The sequence below is a fragment of the Gemmatimonas sp. genome (genome assembly GCF_036405635.1).
Taxonomy (GTDB): Bacteria; Gemmatimonadota; Gemmatimonadetes; order Gemmatimonadales; family Gemmatimonadaceae; genus Gemmatimonas.
Map to the genome: position 1 here is coordinate 1 of NZ_DASWXE010000143.1, position 16,485 is coordinate 16,485.

A 16,485-nucleotide genomic window follows, 5' to 3' on the forward strand; every position below is an offset into this window, starting at 1 on the left:
CAGGTGGTCGTCCGTCCATGGCAGGAAGGCGACCGCATCCGAAGTGCCGGCGCACCAGCAGGGCGGCGTGTGACACGGTATTTTACGGAATCGCGGATTCCCGTTCCGGATCGATCACAGTGGCCAGTGATGCTGGTGGACGATCAGGTGGCGTGGGTTCCCGGAGTTTGCCGCGGTCTTGCGGCGCCGTCCCGATCCGGTCGATCGGAGCTGATCTGGTATCGGTGTGAGCGCGAGTTTGACTGAACCGCAGGAGATCCGCCCGGACCCCCGACTCGATGGTCGGGCCATGAAACGCGTCGTGTACGATGCTGACGCGATCGCGACGCGTGTGCAGGAGCTTGGCGCGGACATCACGGCGGCCTATCCCGACGGAGATTTGCTCGTGCTCGGGCTGCTCAAGGGAAGCTTTATCTTCCTGAGTGACCTGGTGCGCCACGTCAATCGTCCGTTGCAGGTCGACTTCCTCGTCGCGTCATCGTATGGCGATGCGATGGAGTCGTCGGGTGTGGTGCGGTTGCTGTACGACCCCGAAACGGAGTTGGAAGGCAAGCATATCCTGCTGGTCGAGGACATCGTCGATTCGGGGCGGACGCTGAACCGGCTCGTCGAGTTGCTGCGCGAACGCAATCCCCGCTCGTTGGAGATCTGTGCCCTGCTGCACAAGCACATCGCCCATGAGCTTCGTCATCCCACGCGGTTCGTCGGTTTCGACGCACCGCACGAATTCCTGGTTGGCTACGGGCTCGATCATGCCGAGAATTTCCGGCATCTCCCGTACGTCGCCAGTCTGCAGTAAGGCGGTCACTCCATGGCACCAAACATGACGCCCGCGCCGAAGAAGCCCAACAACTGGGGGCGGTGGTCCAAGACGCTCTCGTTCTGGATTCTCGTGATCCTGATCCCCGTTGCGTTCCTATCCTACGGGAACGGACGCGAGGCGCAGGCTCCCGAAATCGGCTATTCCGACTACCGCCAGCAGCTCGAGGCGGGCAACATCAAGCAGGCCACCTTCCAGTCGGACAACGTGCTGGTGGGGCAGTTCAACCAGCCCGTCCGCGTGCAGAACCAGGAAGCCAAGCGCTTCACGGTCCGCATGGTGACCGGATCGCTGGCCGATGAACAGGATCGCCTGTATGCCCGCGGTGTGCGTACAGCCTCGCAGGAGCCCCGCTTCAACGCGGGCAGCTTCCTGATCACGATGCTGCCGTACCTGCTGCTCATCGGCTTCTGGATCTTCCTGTTCCGTCAGATGCAGGCCGGCGGCAACAAGGCGTTCTCGTTCGGCAAGAGCAAGGCGAAGCTGCTCAGCGGCGACACGCCCAAGCTGACGTTTGCCGACGTGGCCGGCGCCGATGAAGCCAAGGTCGAGCTGCAGGAAATCATCGAGTTCCTCAAGGACCCGCAGAAGTTCACGCGCCTGGGTGGTCGTCTGCCTAAGGGTGCGCTGCTGGTGGGTCCGCCGGGTACCGGCAAGACGTTGCTCGCCAAGGCCGTGGCCGGCGAGGCCGGACGTCCGTTCTTCAGCATGTCCGGTTCCGACTTCGTCGAAATGTTCGTCGGTGTTGGCGCATCACGTGTGCGTGACCTGTTCGAACAGGGCAAGGCACACGCGCCGTGCATCATCTTCATCGACGAAATCGACGCTGTCGGCCGTCATCGTGGCGCAGGCCTCGGCGGTGGACACGATGAGCGCGAGCAGACGCTCAACCAGCTGCTCGTCGAGATGGACGGCTTCGAGTCCAACGATGGTGTGATCCTCATCGCCGCAACGAACCGCCCCGACGTGCTCGATCCCGCGCTGCTGCGACCGGGCCGCTTCGACCGTCAGATCGTGGTGGATGCGCCCGACCTGCGTGGCCGCGAGGGCATCCTCAAGGTGCACCTGCGCAACAAGCCCATTGCCGACGATGTGAGCGTCACCTCGCTCGCTCGTGGCACCCCGGGCATGGCTGGCGCCGACCTGGCCAATCTCGTGAACGAAGGCGCGCTGCTCGCGGCCCGCAAGAATCACGAGAAGATCTTCATGAGCGATCTCGAGGAAGCGAAGGATCGTGTCATGCTGGGTGCCGAGCGCAAGTCGCTGGTCATGAAGGACGAAGAGCGCCGCCTCACGGCGTTCCATGAGGCGGGGCACGCCGTGTGCGCGATGATGGTCAAGGGCAATGACCCGCTGCACAAGGTGACCATCGTGCCGCGTGGTCGTGCCTTGGGCATCGCCTTCACCCTGCCGGAAGACGATCGCGTGTCGGTGACGCGTGAGCAGTTGGAAGCACGGCTCGTGATGGCCTACGGCGGTCGCGCGGCGGAAGAAATCGTGTTCGGTCACAATCGGGTGACCACCGGTGCGGCCAGCGATATCCAGCAGGCCACGAACATTGCGCGTCGCTATGTCACGCAGTGGGGATTGTCCGATACCATCGGCCCGATCCTCGTGGGAGACAACGAGCAGGAACTGTTCCTCGGCCGTGAGATCCAGTCGCGTCGCGAAGTGTCTGAACAGACGTCGCAACTGGTCGATGCAGAGGTGAAGCGTGTCGCCTTCGAGGCTCATGCGCGCGCCGTGTCGGTGCTGACCGAGCATCGTAGCCTGCTCGATCTGGTGGCGAACGCGCTGCTCGAGCGCGAAACCCTCACGCGCGACGACATCCTGCTGCTCAAGAGTGGACAGCCGTTGCCGCCGCGTCCGGAAGCCACGTTGTCGTCGCCGTCGGCCATGACCAGCAATACGGCTTCGACGCCGGCGCGTCCGGTGACGCCGCCGCTGCTCGGTGGCCCCGAGGTTGCCCCTGCGTAAGGCGATGGTGGTGCACGCCACTGGGGTGGCGTGACGGACCCGTTGAGCTTTCCGCTCACGGTGACTTGGCGCGACGGTCTCGAAATCGGGGTCGTCGCGCTGGTGTTCTATCGGCTGCTCGGATTCGTCCAGGGACGCCGCGCGCTCCAGATCCTGGGGGGCGTGGTGGTGCTGCTCGCGGTCTATGGGTTGGCCAACTGGCTGCAACTCACGATGATCCGTCAATTGCTCGGCGTGTTGTTCACGTACGGGTTCTTCGCGCTGCTGATCATCTTTCAGCCCGAACTGCGTGCGGCGCTGGCGCACATCGGACAGGCACCGGTCACCAAGCTGTTCCCGCGTGAAGAGTCCGTCGGGTCCCGTGAAGATGAAATCGCCGACGCCGTGGAGCGGCTCTCGCGGAGTGGAGTGGGTGCCATCATCGCCATCGAACGCGAAGTGGCGCTCGACGAGTACGTGGATAGCGGCTCGTCGCTCGAGGCGCGGCTCACGACCGACCTGCTGGCTACCATCTTCACGCCGTACTCGCCGTTGCATGATGGCGCGGTCATCGTGCGCGGCAATCAGATTGTCGGCGCGGGGTGCATCCTGCCGCTGTCGCAGGGAAATGTGAGCTCCCGATCGATGGGCACTCGGCATCGTGCCGCACTGGGATTGGCCGAGGAGACCGACGCGCTCGTGATCGTGGTGTCGGAGGAGACGGCAACGATTTCGGTGGCGCAGGGTGGAGAACTCCGACCCGGCATCACGCCCATGCAGGTACGTGATCTGGTCCTTGGCAATCCGGTGCGCCCGGCCGAGCGCATGAGCGAACGCACCGGCGAATGGCGCACACCGAAGGGGACCGGGTGAACGCTGGCGAGCCCCGTCCACGGGCGAGGCGCCGTGGCGTGAAGCTGCCGTCACACGTGGTGGCAGCCGGTGTGACCACGATGGTGTTGCTCTTCGCCTATCTCGCCACGGCGGCGCCGGACCTCACGTTCTGGGATGCCAGCGAACTGGCGGCCGCGGCGCACACGTTGGGCATTCCTCACCCGCCCGGCACGCCGCTGTGGGTGGTGATGGGGCGCATCGCAGTATTGGCATTCCAATCGCTCAATCCCGCGCGTGCGGTGACGATGCTGTCGGTGTTGGCCGGCGCGCTCACAGGGGGCGCGGGGGCCTGGTTGGCGACGCGGTGGATCGGCGCGCGTGGTGCGGTGGTGTCGGCGGTCATCGCCAGCACGTTCTACACGGTGTGGAACAATGCCACCGAGACCGAGGTGTACGCCGTCTCGCTACTGGCCAGTGTGCTCTTGTTGGTGGTGGCCGAACGGGCTGGTCGCGGTGATGTGGATGAGTCGCAGCGGGCCCGTTTGCGCGGCGTGATGGCCTTCATGGTCGGTATCGCAGTGCCACTCCACCTGAGCGTGCTGGTGGCCATGCCGGCGGCGCTGGCATTCGCCTGGCGTGGGCCGCGTCCACGCACCCGCGATGTGTTTGGTTGGGTGCTGCTGGTGATGCTGGGCTTTTCGGCGGTGGCGGTGTTGCCGTTACTGGCGGCCCGGGCCCCGGCGCTCAACTCCGGCGATCCCGTCACGCTTGAGGCGCTGATCGCGGTGTTGCGCCGTGAGCAGTATCAGGTGCCGGGACTGTGGCCCCGACAGGCGCCGCTCTGGTTGCAGCTGGGAAATGTTTTGCAGTGGGCCGACTGGCAGGTGGCACTCGGACTCGAGCCACGCCCCGTGCCGTCATGGCCACGCACGTCCCTTACGCTGCTCTTTGTGTGGATCGGCCTGCTTGGCGTGCGTGCGCTCTGGAGACATGAAGCGCGAGTTGGCCGCGCGATGGCACTGCTGGCGTTGTCCGCGTCGTTCGGCGTGGCGGTGTGGCTCAACATGCGCCTCGGGCCGACGTTCGGGGGGCCGCTCGTTGCGCCCGACACGGTGCATGAAGCCCGGGACCGGGACTATTTCTTCGCGCTGGGCTTTTGGGCCTGGGGTATGCTGGCAGGAGCGGGGCTGACCGCGGTGAGCACGACGCTGGCGCGCCGCCTGCCAGCGCCCGTCGCGCTGCTGCCGTTCCTGGCGGCCGTCATTCCGCTGGTCGCGAATCGCCATCTCATCGATCGGACCCGCGAGCCCGTGTCGGCCCTGCCTCGGGTGTATGCGCGGCTGCTGCTCGATGCTGTGCCCGAGCGTGGCGTGCTGCTGGCTGGCGGGGACAACGACACCTTCCCCCTCTGGTACTTGCAGCAGGTGGAGGCGGTTCGGGAAGACGTGACCGTGGTGACGGTGCCGCTGCTCGGGGCGCAGTGGTACCGGGCGCAACTGGTGCGTGAGGGATTGCTCCCTGAACAGGCGGTGGAGCACTGGCCAGGACTGCGTGGTGCGCTGCGGTCCGTGATGATTCATGCCGAACGGTCTCGGCGCCCGGTGCGCGTCAGCACGCTGCTCGACCGTCGCGAGCGGGTGGAAGTGGACGGCACGGTGGGATGGGCGCTGGAGGGCCTGGTTTACGCCCCCTCGCGGGTGCTCGCCCCGCGGACCGTTGGGCTCGACCTGCAAGCGATGCGGGAGAGCCGTGACCGCACCCCGCCGTCGGCGCTGGGACAGCTTCCCCCCGGCGTGGATCCGGCACTCCGCACGGCCCAGGAACTGCTTCGCTGTAATACCATAGAGCGGCTGTCCGATCCGTTACTTGTGTCGTGGTGCGGCGGGTTCTAACCTTATGTGCTATGCCAGTTTCGGGCCACACGGCGGTCGCGGCGGACCAGGTGCGGGAATCGGTGGCGGAGGTGCGAGCGCGCATCGCCGCGGCCCGTTCACGCGGTGGCCACGGTCAGGATGTAACACTGATCGCCGTGACCAAGACACATGGGCCAGACGCGGTTGAGGCAGCTTACGCCGCGGGCGTGGTGGATGTGGGCGAGAACAAGGTGCAGGAAGCCGAGTCCAAGATGGCAGTGGTGTCTGCCCCCGTACGTTGGCACCTGATCGGCCACCTGCAGCGTAACAAGGCGCGTAACGCCACCCGGTTCGACCTGGTGCACAGCGTCGACAGTGAACGACTCGCGGTGGCGTTGCACGAGGAAGCCACCAAGGCGGGGCGTTCGCTCGAGGTACTGTTGCAGGTCAACGTGAGCGGCGAGACCAGCAAGGGCGGAGTGAACCGTACTGATGTCCCGGCGCTGGCGAAGCGCTTGCATGATCTCCCTGGCCTCAGGGTCCGCGGGGTGATGACCATGGCGCCGTTCGAAGCGGCCGAGGCGGAGCTGCGCACCGTGTTCACCGGGGCTCGCATCGCACGTGCGGTATTGCAGGAGGCAGGTCATCCGGCTGAGTGGTTGAGCATGGGGATGTCCGGCGACTACGAAATCGCTGTTGAAGAGGGTGCAACGCATGTGCGTCTGGGCACGGTACTCTTCGGCAGTCGCATCTGACGGGATCCGGAATGACTGACGAGCATTTTCAGGGCTTTCACCTCACCGCCGTCGATGCGCGGCGCTACGACTTCGGCAACGCACTGCGTGGCTACGATCGCGCGCGCGTGGACCAATTTCGCGAGCAGGTGGCGGAGGAGCTCGAGCGTCTGGCGCGCGCGAATCAGGAGCTGGATACCAAGGCGCGCAATTTTCACGAGCAGCTCAAGTCGTTCCGTGATCGCGACAAGGCACTGAACGAAGCGCTGGTGAGCGCGCAGCAGTTGCGCGGCGACATTCGTGAACAGGCCGAGCGCGAGGCACAGCTCATTCTGCGGGAAGCGCAGCAGGAAGCCGAGCGCCAGGTACAGGCGGTGCGCGAGGAAGTCCGTCGCGCGGAAGAGGAGCTCCAGGCGTTGTGGCGCACGCGTCGCAGCTATCTCGCGCAGCTCCGGAATCATCTCGAGCGTCAGCTCACCGACCTGAACGCGGCAGAATCAGAGCCGGTGCCGGACTTCGCGACGCCCCGCGCGAGCGCGGCCCAGCGGACCGAGCCATCGGTGGCGCGTGATGTGCGCGAGCTGCCACCGCGTCCCTTGGCTCCCACGCCGTCGTGGCTCGATGCCGTGGAGGATGGACAGTGACGATGACACCGGGCGCCCGCCCGCAGTTGCAATACACGCAGGAACACACGGCGGTCTCGCTGTCGCACCCCGCGCTGGGGCTGCATGCCCGTGAACGCGTGGAAGCGTGCGCGCAGGCCGTGCGCAAGCGCTTCGCGCGTCCCGTCGATGCGGCGATCATCCTCGGCACCGGGCTGGGTGCACTGGTCAACGAGATCGAGGTCGAGCAGGTCATCGACTATGGCGACCTGCCAAACTTCCCGTTGTCCACGGTGGAGTCGCATCGGGGGCGTCTGCTGTGTGGCATGCTGGGTGGCAAGACGGTCGTCGCGATGCAGGGACGTTTCCATCGCTACGAAGGTTATTCGCTGCAACAAGTCACGTTCCCCGTGCGTGTGTTGCGCGCGCTGGGCGCGGAGACACTGATCGTCAGCAACGCGTGTGGTGGCATGCACCCTCTGTGGGCGCCGGGCGACCTGATGCTCATTGCTGACCACATCAACCTGCTGGGCGACAATCCGCTGATCGGGCCGAACGACGATACGCTCGGGCCGCGTTTTCCGGACATGTCGGAACCGTACGATGCGCGGCTGCGCACGCTCGCCCGCGAAGTGGCGCTCGCCAATGGTGTGGCGCTGCGCGAAGGCGTGTATGTGGCGGTGCAGGGCCCCAATCTCGAAACGCGCGCGGAGTATCGTTTCCTGCGCAGCATGGGGGCGGATGTGGTGGGTATGTCCACGGTGCCCGAAGTGATCGTGGCGGTGCATGGCGGCATGAAGGTGCTGGGGCTTTCCATCATCACCGACAACTGCCTGCCCGACGCGCTGCAGCCGGCGCGCCTCGAGGACATCATCGCGGTGGCGCGCACGGCGGAACCCAAGTTGTCGGCCGTCGTGGCCGGTGTGCTGGCAAAGCTGTAGGCATCCCGTCCTGTTTTTCGTTTCGAAGTACTGACCGAAGTCCGACCTCTTTCGATCGCCAGCGTACATGACCGTGCCGCAGGACGCCGTACCGTTTCCGTTGCTCCCCGAGACCAGCGCCGACGCGCTCGAAACCGCGTTGCTCGCCACATGGGAGTCCGAGCAGCTCTTCGAGCAGACGCAGGCCGCGCGCGCGAACGCGAAGCCGTTCGTGTTCTTCGAAGGGCCGCCGACCGCGAACGGACGTCCGGGTATTCACCACGTCTTCTCGCGCACGATCAAGGACCTCTTCTGCCGGCATCGTGCCATGCAGGGGTACTTCGTGCCGCGTAAGGCGGGTTGGGACACGCATGGTCTCCCCGTCGAGATCGAGGTGGAGAAGGAACTCCAGCGGGAAGAGGCAGCGCGTCAGGGCGTGGATCCGTCGGAGATCGCCAAGCTCGGTGGCAAGCAACTGATCGAGCAGGTGGGCGTGGCGGAGTTCAACCGTCGCTGCCGCGAGAGCGTGTGGAAGTATCGTGGTGAGTGGGAGAAGCTGTCGCAGCGCACCGCGTACTGGCTCGACTACGGCGATCCGTACGTCACGTACTCGCACAACTTCGTGGAGAGCGCGTGGTGGGCGCTGCGCACGCTGCACGACAAGCAGTTGCTGACGCGCGGCCACAAGATCCTGCCGTATTGCGCGCGTTGCGGCACGGCGCTGTCGAGCCACGAAGTCGCGCAGGGTTACGAGGACGTGGAAGATCCGAGCGTCTACATCGCGCTCGATCTGCTCGACGAACAGGGCAATGCACCGGCGATGCGCCGACGCGTACTGGTGTGGACGACCACGCCGTGGACGCTGGTGTCCAACACCGCGCTGGCGGTGCACCCCGATCTGTCATACGTCGAGCTGCGCAAGAAGACGGGCGCCGAGTGGACGATCATCCTGGCGGAAGCACGCGCGGCGGGCGTGCTGGGTGCCGACTGGGCGGACCGTTGGGACGTGGTCGGCACGATGACGGGCCGTGATCTCATGGGCCGCCGCTATCGTCGTCCACTCGACTGGGTGCCGTACCCCGACGAGGGCAAGCACGAGATCATCGTGGGCGAGGACTTCGTCTCGGCCGATGATGGTTCGGGTGTGGTGCACATGGCGCCGGCGTTCGGTGCAGACGACTACGCGGCCGGACAGCGTCATGGGCTCGCGTTCCTGCAGCCCGTGAATGCGCGCGGCGAGTTCGTGGAAGGTGTGCCCGAAGTGGCCGGCGTGTTCGTGAAGAAGGCCGATGCGCGCATTCTCGAAGTGCTCAAGGAGCGCGATGTGCTCTGGAAGGCGAGCACATTCGTGCACTCGTATCCGCACTGCTGGCGCTGTGGCACGCCGCTGCTGTACTACGCACGCGGTTCGTGGTTCGTACGCACTACGGCTGTGCGCGACCAGCTGCTGGCCCGCAACGGACAGGTGAACTGGAATCCGAGCGAAGTGGGCTCGGGACGGTTCGGCGAGTGGCTGTCGAACAATGTCGACTGGGCCATCTCGCGCGATCGCTACTGGGGCACGCCCCTGCCGGTGTGGATCAACGACGAAGACCCGAGCGAAGTGGACGTGATCGGCAGCTACGCCGATCTCGCGCAGCGCATCGGGCGTCCGTTGCCGGATGATTTTGATCCGCACAAGCCGCACATCGACCAGTACACCTGGCCTGCGCCCAGCGGCAAGGGCACGATGCGTCGTGTGCCGGAAGTGATCGATACCTGGTTCGACTCGGGTTCGATGCCCTTCGCACAGTGGCACTATCCGTTCGAGAACGCGGACAAGGTCGCGGCGCAGTATCCCGCCGACTTCATCTGCGAAGGTGTCGACCAGACGCGTGGTTGGTTCTACTCGCTGCTCGCGATCGCCACGACGCTGGGCGATGCGCTGCCAAACAACGGTGAGGGTGTGGCCGCGCCCTATCGTAACGTGGTCGTGAACGACCTCGTGCTCGATGCATCGGGTCAGAAGATGTCGAAGAGCCGCGGCAACGTGGTGAACCCGTGGGAGGTGCTCGAGCGTCATGGCGCCGACGCGGTGCGCCTGTTCCTCGTGGGATCGAGCCAGGTGTGGGTGCCGCGGCGCTTCGACGAAAACGCCATTCGCGAAACGGCGGGGCGTTTTCTGCTCACCGTGCGCAATGTGTACAACGGCATCTTCGCGCAGTACGCGAACTTCGGTTGGTCGCCGAGTGCGGCGGATCCGAAGGTGGAAGATCGTCCGGCGCTCGATCGCTGGATCCTCTCGCGTCTCACGCGCGTGGAGCAGGAAGCGAATCAGCACCTGAACAACTACGACGCCACCTTGGCCGCCCGTCGTGTCATGCAGTTCATGGACGACGATGTGTCGAAGTGGTACGTGCGACAGTCGCGCGCGCGCTTCTACGATATCGATGGAGCCGACAACCGGGCGGCGTTCGCCACACTGCACGAGGTGCTGGTGGTGACCTGCCGGCTGCTCGCGCCGTTTGCGCCGTTCATGACGGACGCGCTGCACCGGGCGCTGACGGGAACCTCCGTGCATTTGGCGAGTTACACGCGGGAGTCCCCGACGTCGGTGGATGCAACGCTGGAAGCCGCGATGGACGATGTGCGCACCCTGACCGGGCTCGCCCACGCCGCGCGTGACGTGGCCGATGTGAAGGTGCGTCAACCACTTCCGTCGATGCAGTGTGTGGTGCCGGGCGACGCGGCAGCGGTGTCGGCACTGTCCGCGCTGCTGGCGGCGGAGCTCAACGTCAAGCAGGTGGAGTTCGTCACTTCCACGGATGCCCTGGTGTCTTTGGAGGCGAAGGCCAACTTCCGCACGCTGGGCAAGAAGTTCGGCAAGGAAACGCCGTTGGTGGCGGAGGCGGTCGGCACGATGACGGCCGACCTGCTGCGGCAATTGGCGGCCGGCGAATCGGTGTCCATCGATGTGGCTGGGACTGCGCGCGAGATTGCCCCGGACGACGTGGCGATCATCCGGCGCGCGTCGGGCGATGCGGTGGTGCAGGAGCATGCCGGGTACGGCGTGGCGCTCGATGCCACGATCACCCCGGCGCTGCGAGCTGAAGGTTTGGCGCGCGAAGTGGTCAGCCGGGTACAGCGTCTCCGAAAGGAAGCGCAACTGGCTGTCAGCGACCGGATCACGGTGGCTGTCGCCGGTGACGAGGAGTTGGAAGGCGCCGTGGCCGCACATCGCGATCATATCGCCCAGGAAGTGCTCGCCGTGCGACTGTTGCTTGGCGACGAATCGGGATCGCCGTTCCGCGAAGGTGGGGACGGCAGCACGTGGACTGCATCGCTGGCCGTGGATGTCGATGGGCATCCGGTCCGGCTGGCGCTCACCAAGGAAGGGTCGTGATGGCTGAATCGAAGACGACGTCGACCAAGGACGTGAAGAAGTCGAAGCCGATGCCGAAGAAGCAGCTCCAGTACTTCGAGAAGCGGCTGCTCGATGAGCGGAAGCGCGTCCTGAAGGAACTGGGCCATCACGGCGAGGCGTTTGGCCCCAACGGTGAGTCCGAAGGCGGCGATTCGAGCGCCTATTCGTTCCATATGGCAGACCAGGGTACGGATGCCATGGAGCGTGAGAAGGCGTTCCTGTTCGCGTCGAAGGAAGGGCGCTTCCTGTGGCACCTCGATCAGGCGCTGCGTCGCCTGTACAAGGCGCCGGAAACCTTCGGCAAGTGCCACCAGTGTGGCGAAGACATCGCGTTCGAGCGTCTCGACGCGCTGCCCAATGCGCGCTACTGCATCGCGTGCAAGCAGCGCGAGGAAGACGCGAAGAAGAGCTGACGTGAAGCTGTTTGTCGCTCTCCCGGTCTTTCTGGTCGTCCTCGTGCTGGACCTGATCACGAAGGCCGTCGCGGTTTCGGTGCTGGCACCGTCCGGCGCGCCAATCTCCGTCATCGGAGATTGGTTCCGCTTTGCGTTGGTCTACAATCCCGGCGCGGCCTTCGGTTTGCACCTTGGCGAGTATTCCCGCTGGCTGTTCATGGTGCTGACGATCGTGGCGCTGGCCGTGCTGTGGCGTCTGCTGCGTCAGACGGCGGAGGACGATATTCGCCGCATGCTCGCGATCGCGCTCGTGGCGGCCGGTGCAGTGGGCAATGTCATCGATCGTATCCGTTCCGAACTGGGTGTGGTGGATTTCATCGACATCGGGGTGGGCCTGCATCGCTGGCCCACCTTCAATGTGGCCGACATCGCCGTGAGCAGCGGCGCGTTCCTGTTGGCCATCGTGTTGTGGCGTGAAGAGCGGGACGAGGTCGCACGCGCCGAAGCCGACCAGGCCGCGTATGCGGCGTCTTCCCGCTCCGCCGACGTTTCATAGGCCGTTCGCGGCCGCTCTCCAGGCAGTTGCCCATGAAGCCCAACCCTCGCGCGGCCGCTGCCACGGCCACGCTCTCCGACACGCCGCCTGCTGCCGCCACGATGACCTTCTGGGTGATCGTGGCTGTGGTCGTGGCCATCGATTTTGTCACCAAGTCGCTGGCGGTCGAACATCTCACGCCGCGTCACATTCCGCATCGCATCATCGGCGACGTGGTGCGTTTCACGCTGGCGTACAACCCGGGGGCGGCCTTTGGCATGCACTTGGGGCCCGCGTCGCGCTGGATCTTCGCCACGCTGGCCGTGGTCATCGTGTCGGTGTTGCTCAAGGCTACGGCCGAGCTCACGCGGCTGTCCAAGCTGGCGGCGATCGGTGTGCCCATCGTGGTGGGTGGCGCGATTGGAAACCTCATCGATCGCATCCGCATTCGTGAAGGTGTGGTGGACTTCATCGACATCGGTATCGGTGACACGCGCTTCTGGACCTTCAATGTGGCCGACACCGCCGTGACGGTCGGCGCGGTGTGCCTGATTCTGGCGCTGTGGGAACATGACAAGCAGTTGCAGGCGGCTGCCCGCAATGCCGAACACGACTCTGAACACGGCGCAGCATGAGCAGCGACTCGGCTTCGACGTCAGAGTTCACGGTTGGCTACACGGCTGGCGGACGCCTCGACTTGCTGGTGGCCGATCATGCGTCGCTGTCGCGCACGCAGGCGGCCACGCTCATTGCGAATGGGAACGTGCTGGTGAACGGCGCGCGCGAGAAGGCGTCGTACAAGGGCGAGACCGGTGATGTGATCCGGGTGACCATTCCGCCGCCGCCCGGGCGAGACATCATCCCCGAGCAGATCCCGCTGAACGTCGTCTACGAAGACGAGCACCTGCTGGTGGTGGACAAGGCGGCTGGCATGGTGGTGCACCCGGCGCCTGGCAACTGGACCGGCACGTTGGTGAACGCACTGCTTGGCCGCGGTGAGCCGCTCGCGGAAGGCGGCGGCGAAGATCGGGCCGGGCTGGTGCATCGCCTCGACAAAGACACGTCGGGCCTGCTGGTGGTGGCCAAGAGTGATTCCGCTCATCGCACGTTGAGCAGTGCACTGGCGGCCCGTCAGGTGACACGCCGCTATGTGGCCGTGTGCTGGGGCCACTTGTCGGAAGATCGGATCACGGTGGAGAAGCCCATCGCCCGCGATCCGCGAGACCGCACGCGCATGGCAATCGTCCAGTCGGGGAAGGCTGCACGCACGGATTTCTCGCGACTGGCGCGCTTTGACAGCGTGGACCTGCTGCGGGCGCACCTGCACACGGGGCGCACGCATCAGATCCGCGTGCACCTCGCGTCGACAGGACACCCAGTCATCGGTGACGACACCTATGGCGGGGGCGGGGGACGGCGGCTGGCAGCCTTGCCACCGCGTCGCCACTTCTTGCACGCGGCCTGGCTGCGGTTCCATCATCCCGTCACGGGCGATGTCATCGACCTGCGTTCACCGCTTCCGGCGGATTTGCGCACGTCCATGGCGGCGCTGAGCGGCATGCCGGAGCTGGAGTCGCAACAGGACCCGCTCGAGACCTTCCATTTCTATCACGCCGACTGACGCCTTCCCCCTGAACGACGAGCCGCACGCGCAGTGGCTCGTCGTGCGTTCCGGGGGGGACCTGCTGGGCATCCCCATCGCTCAGGTGCGGGAAGTCGTGCGCCCCACTGGGGTGCGCCCCGTGCCGGGAACGCCCGCTCTCCAGGCCGGCATCGTCAATGTGCGGGGTGCAATTGTCACAGTCCTGGATCTCCAGGCCCTCCGCACCGGAGTACGTGCCGTCACGCCGGGCTCAATCGTCCTGCTCTCGTACGGCTCCCGGATGCTCGGGTTGGCCGTTGACGCCGTGCATGACGTGCGGGTGATGACCGACGAAGCCGAAGCCAAGGACGCTTCGGGTTCGGCTGATCTCTCTGCCGTGATGCCGCTGGACGCCGTGGCGCTGTGCGCACGGCACATGCATTCAGTCGAGGAGAGGGAACGGTGAGCCGGACAGTACTGATCTGCGACGACGCGATCTTCATGCGCACGATGGTGGGGGACATCCTCACGCAGGCGGGCTACGAAGTCGTCGGCGAGGCGGAGACGGGGATCCAGGCAGTGGAGAAGTACAAGCACCTGCGTCCCGACCTCGTGACGATGGATATCGTCATGCCGGACATGGGCGGTATCGATGCCGTCCGCGAGATCACGAAGCACGACCCAGCGGCGAAGATCCTGATGTGCAGCGCGATGGGGCAGCAGGCCCTGGTCGTCGAAGCCATCCAGGCCGGCGCGAAGGATTTTGTGGTGAAGCCGTTCCAGCCCAGTCGGGTGCTGGAAGCGGTGAACCGCGTGCTCGCGGCCTGACGCAACTCGTCAGGCGCGCGCGCACTCCGAGGTCGTGATGGACGCGTCCACCACTGGTGCTGCGCGCTATGCCGCGCTGTTCCAGTCGGAGTCGCGCGAGCACCTCGATGAACTCGATGCCGCGCTGCTCGCGCTCGAGCAGGCGCCCGCGTCGCCGGAATCCGGCACGCATGTGGCCACACTGTTTCGCGGCATGCACACCATCAAGGGCATGGCGGCGGCGATGGGCTATTCCGCCGTGGAGCGACTGTCTCACGCGCTCGAGTCACGCTGCGAGCCACTGCGGGCGGGCACCGAACCGATCACTGCCGGTGCACTGGTGCTGTTGTTCGATGGCACCAGTGCGTTGCGCGCGGCGATCGATGAAGCCGCATTGGGCCGTGGAGATCAACTGGACGATCCGCGCATCGACGTGCTGATCGAATCGCTGCACGATGCGTGGCATGATGCCCTGCGCGCGGCGGTCCACGTCTCCGCCACGACCGTCGATGGTGGAGACCTGGAGCCTCCGCTGGCTTCGATTGCCTTGGTCACTCCTCCGCGCAGTGAGGCCATCGCGATACGCACAGCGCGTGTGGTGGATGTTCGACTGGCCGACGACTGCCCGCTCAAAGGTGTGCGCGCGATGATCGTGTCGGCCAAGCTCGCCGCGCTTGGTCAGGTGCTGCGCACCACGCCAGCGCAGGAGCGCTGGCAGGACGACACATTCGATGGCGCGTTCAGCCTCGTCGTGCAGGCCGATGGCAGTGATGACCAGCTGGCCGACGCCGTACGGAGTGCAGGCGATGTGTCGCGTGTGCAGGTGCGGGCGCATGAGCCCGAAGTGCAGACCGCGGCGGCACCCGTGCGCACAGTGCGATTGGATGCCCGGCGGCTGGATGGATTGCTCGATCTGGTCGGCGAACTGGTGATCTCGCGTGATCGCCTCCTGCGGGCCATCGAGGCATCGGAACGACCGGATCGTGGTGTGGTGGCGGCCGCACGTGATGCGTCGCGGCTCATCAGCGTGATGCAGGAAGAAGTACTGCAGGCACGGCTGCAGCCGGTCTCCCAGGTGTTCGATCGCTTTCCGCGCCTCGTGCGCGATGTGGCGCGTGAACTGGGCAAGGAGGTGCAGTTCGTCATGGAGGGACGCGAGATCGAGCTTGATCGGGCCCTGCTCGATGCGATCGGCGACCCCATCCTGCACCTGCTGCGCAATGCGCTCGACCATGGTGTGGAGGACAGCGAGACCCGTCGTGCGGCGGGCAAGGCGCCGGTCGGTGAACTCATCCTCCGCGCGGCCCGCGATCGCGGCACGGTGGTCATCCAGGTACAGGATGATGGCCGCGGCATCGATCGGATGGCCGTGCTGCGTCGTGCGCAGCATCAGGGGCTGGTGCCGATGACCGAGACGACGCTCACCGATGAAGCCTTGCTGCCGCTCGTATCCCGCGCCGGTTTCTCCACCGCACACGCGGTGACGAGTTTGTCGGGGCGTGGTGTAGGCGTGGATGTGGTGAGCACGCGCGTGCGCGCGCTGGGTGGACAGGTCGAACTCGAAACGCTCGAAGGTGAGGGCACGGTGTTCACCCTGCGTCTGCCGGCTACGTTGACCATCACGCGGGCCCTGTTGGTGAACGTGCGCGGATCCACGTTCGCCTTGCCGGCGGTGAACGTGGAAGAGGCATTGGCCTATCACGAGGCGTTGGAAGTGGCGCCGCTCGCGCTGTCGGCCGCTGGTCACCGCGCCGGAAACGCCCGCGCCATCACCGTGCGCGACGAGATCGTTCCATTGGTGGCGCTTGATGAGTACTTCGGACTCGATGGGTCGTCCATATCACGGGGGGAGGACGATCGCGAGGTGGACCGCGAACGGCATCTGGCCCTGGTGGAAGCGGGAGGACGACGGGCCGCGTTCCTGGTGGATGCGCTCGTGGCTCAGCAGGACATTGTCGTGAAGCCGCTCGATACGGTGCAGGGTGCCGCGCCGTGGTTCAGCGGTGCCACCGTGCTGGGTGACGGCACGCCGGCGCTCATCGTC

The 16,485-nt window shown here is 65.7% G+C and carries 16 protein-coding genes; all 16 read left to right on the forward strand.

The genetic code is table 11. The annotated features are described in order from the left end of the window. Positions 1 to 3 precede the first annotated feature (3 nt). Positions 4 to 246, forward strand: a complete 243-nt coding sequence (gene tilS / locus VGE27_RS19565; RefSeq protein ID WP_414653562.1) for a tRNA lysidine(34) synthetase TilS — start codon at positions 4 to 6, stop codon at positions 244 to 246. 43 nt (positions 247 to 289) lie between these two features. Further along, a complete protein-coding gene (gene hpt / locus VGE27_RS11930) occupies positions 290 to 799 on the forward strand; it encodes a hypoxanthine phosphoribosyltransferase (protein ID WP_331049883.1) in 510 nt (169 codons plus the stop codon). 12 nt (positions 800 to 811) lie between these two features. Then, a complete protein-coding gene (gene ftsH / locus VGE27_RS11935) occupies positions 812 to 2,797 on the forward strand; it encodes an ATP-dependent zinc metalloprotease FtsH (RefSeq protein WP_331049884.1) in 1,986 nt (661 codons plus the stop codon). Positions 2,798 to 2,857: 60 nt separating this feature from the next. Beyond that, on the forward strand, positions 2,858 to 3,649 hold the full coding sequence (gene cdaA / locus VGE27_RS11940) for a diadenylate cyclase CdaA (protein WP_331049885.1): 792 nt from the start codon (positions 2,858 to 2,860) through the stop codon (positions 3,647 to 3,649). A 38-nt stretch (positions 3,650 to 3,687) separates the two neighbouring features. Continuing rightward, a complete protein-coding gene (locus VGE27_RS11945; RefSeq protein ID WP_331049886.1) occupies positions 3,688 to 5,502 on the forward strand; it encodes a protein O-mannosyl-transferase family in 1,815 nt (604 codons plus the stop codon). An 11-nt stretch (positions 5,503 to 5,513) separates the two neighbouring features. Further along, complete coding sequence (locus VGE27_RS11950) at positions 5,514 to 6,218, forward strand: YggS family pyridoxal phosphate-dependent enzyme (RefSeq protein ID WP_331049887.1); 705 nt, start codon at positions 5,514 to 5,516, stop codon at positions 6,216 to 6,218. A gap of 11 nt (positions 6,219 to 6,229) precedes the next feature. Continuing rightward, a complete protein-coding gene (locus tag VGE27_RS11955) occupies positions 6,230 to 6,841 on the forward strand; it encodes a DivIVA domain-containing protein (RefSeq protein WP_331049888.1) in 612 nt (203 codons plus the stop codon). 80 nt (positions 6,842 to 6,921) lie between these two features. Beyond that, a complete protein-coding gene (locus VGE27_RS11960) occupies positions 6,922 to 7,740 on the forward strand; it encodes a purine-nucleoside phosphorylase (protein ID WP_345788015.1) in 819 nt (272 codons plus the stop codon). 67 nt (positions 7,741 to 7,807) lie between these two features. Beyond that, entirely contained in the window at positions 7,808 to 11,101 is a 3,294-nt protein-coding gene (ileS, locus tag VGE27_RS11965) for an isoleucine--tRNA ligase (protein ID WP_331049889.1), read from the forward strand. Next, entirely contained in the window at positions 11,101 to 11,535 is a 435-nt protein-coding gene (locus VGE27_RS11970; protein WP_331049890.1) for a TraR/DksA family transcriptional regulator, read from the forward strand. Before ileS ends, VGE27_RS11970 begins: the two co-directional genes overlap by 1 nt. A 1-nt stretch (position 11,536) precedes the next feature. Next, complete coding sequence (gene lspA, locus VGE27_RS11975) at positions 11,537 to 12,073, forward strand: signal peptidase II (RefSeq protein ID WP_331049891.1); 537 nt, start codon at positions 11,537 to 11,539, stop codon at positions 12,071 to 12,073. Positions 12,074 to 12,105: 32 nt separating this feature from the next. After that, positions 12,106 to 12,687, forward strand: a complete 582-nt coding sequence (gene lspA / locus VGE27_RS11980; RefSeq protein ID WP_331049892.1) for a signal peptidase II — start codon at positions 12,106 to 12,108, stop codon at positions 12,685 to 12,687. Continuing rightward, the gene (locus VGE27_RS11985; RefSeq protein ID WP_331049893.1) at positions 12,684 to 13,673 is read left to right on the forward strand and encodes an RluA family pseudouridine synthase; all 990 of its coding nucleotides are present in this window, start codon (positions 12,684 to 12,686) and stop codon (positions 13,671 to 13,673) included. The genes lspA (VGE27_RS11980) and VGE27_RS11985 overlap by 4 nt, the downstream gene beginning before the upstream one ends. Before the next feature lie 43 nt (positions 13,674 to 13,716). Further along, positions 13,717 to 14,100 (forward strand): chemotaxis protein CheW, encoded by a 384-nt coding sequence (locus VGE27_RS11990; RefSeq protein ID WP_331049894.1) that lies wholly within the window; start codon positions 13,717 to 13,719, stop codon positions 14,098 to 14,100. Continuing rightward, positions 14,097 to 14,462: a response regulator gene (locus VGE27_RS11995; RefSeq protein WP_331049895.1), complete on the forward strand. Its 366-nt coding sequence runs from the start codon at positions 14,097 to 14,099 to the stop codon at positions 14,460 to 14,462. The genes VGE27_RS11990 and VGE27_RS11995 overlap by 4 nt, the downstream gene beginning before the upstream one ends. Positions 14,463 to 14,499: 37 nt before the next feature. Then, positions 14,500 to 16,485: chemotaxis protein CheA (locus VGE27_RS12000; protein ID WP_331049896.1), on the forward strand; the 1,986-nt coding region annotated here is incomplete at its 3' end.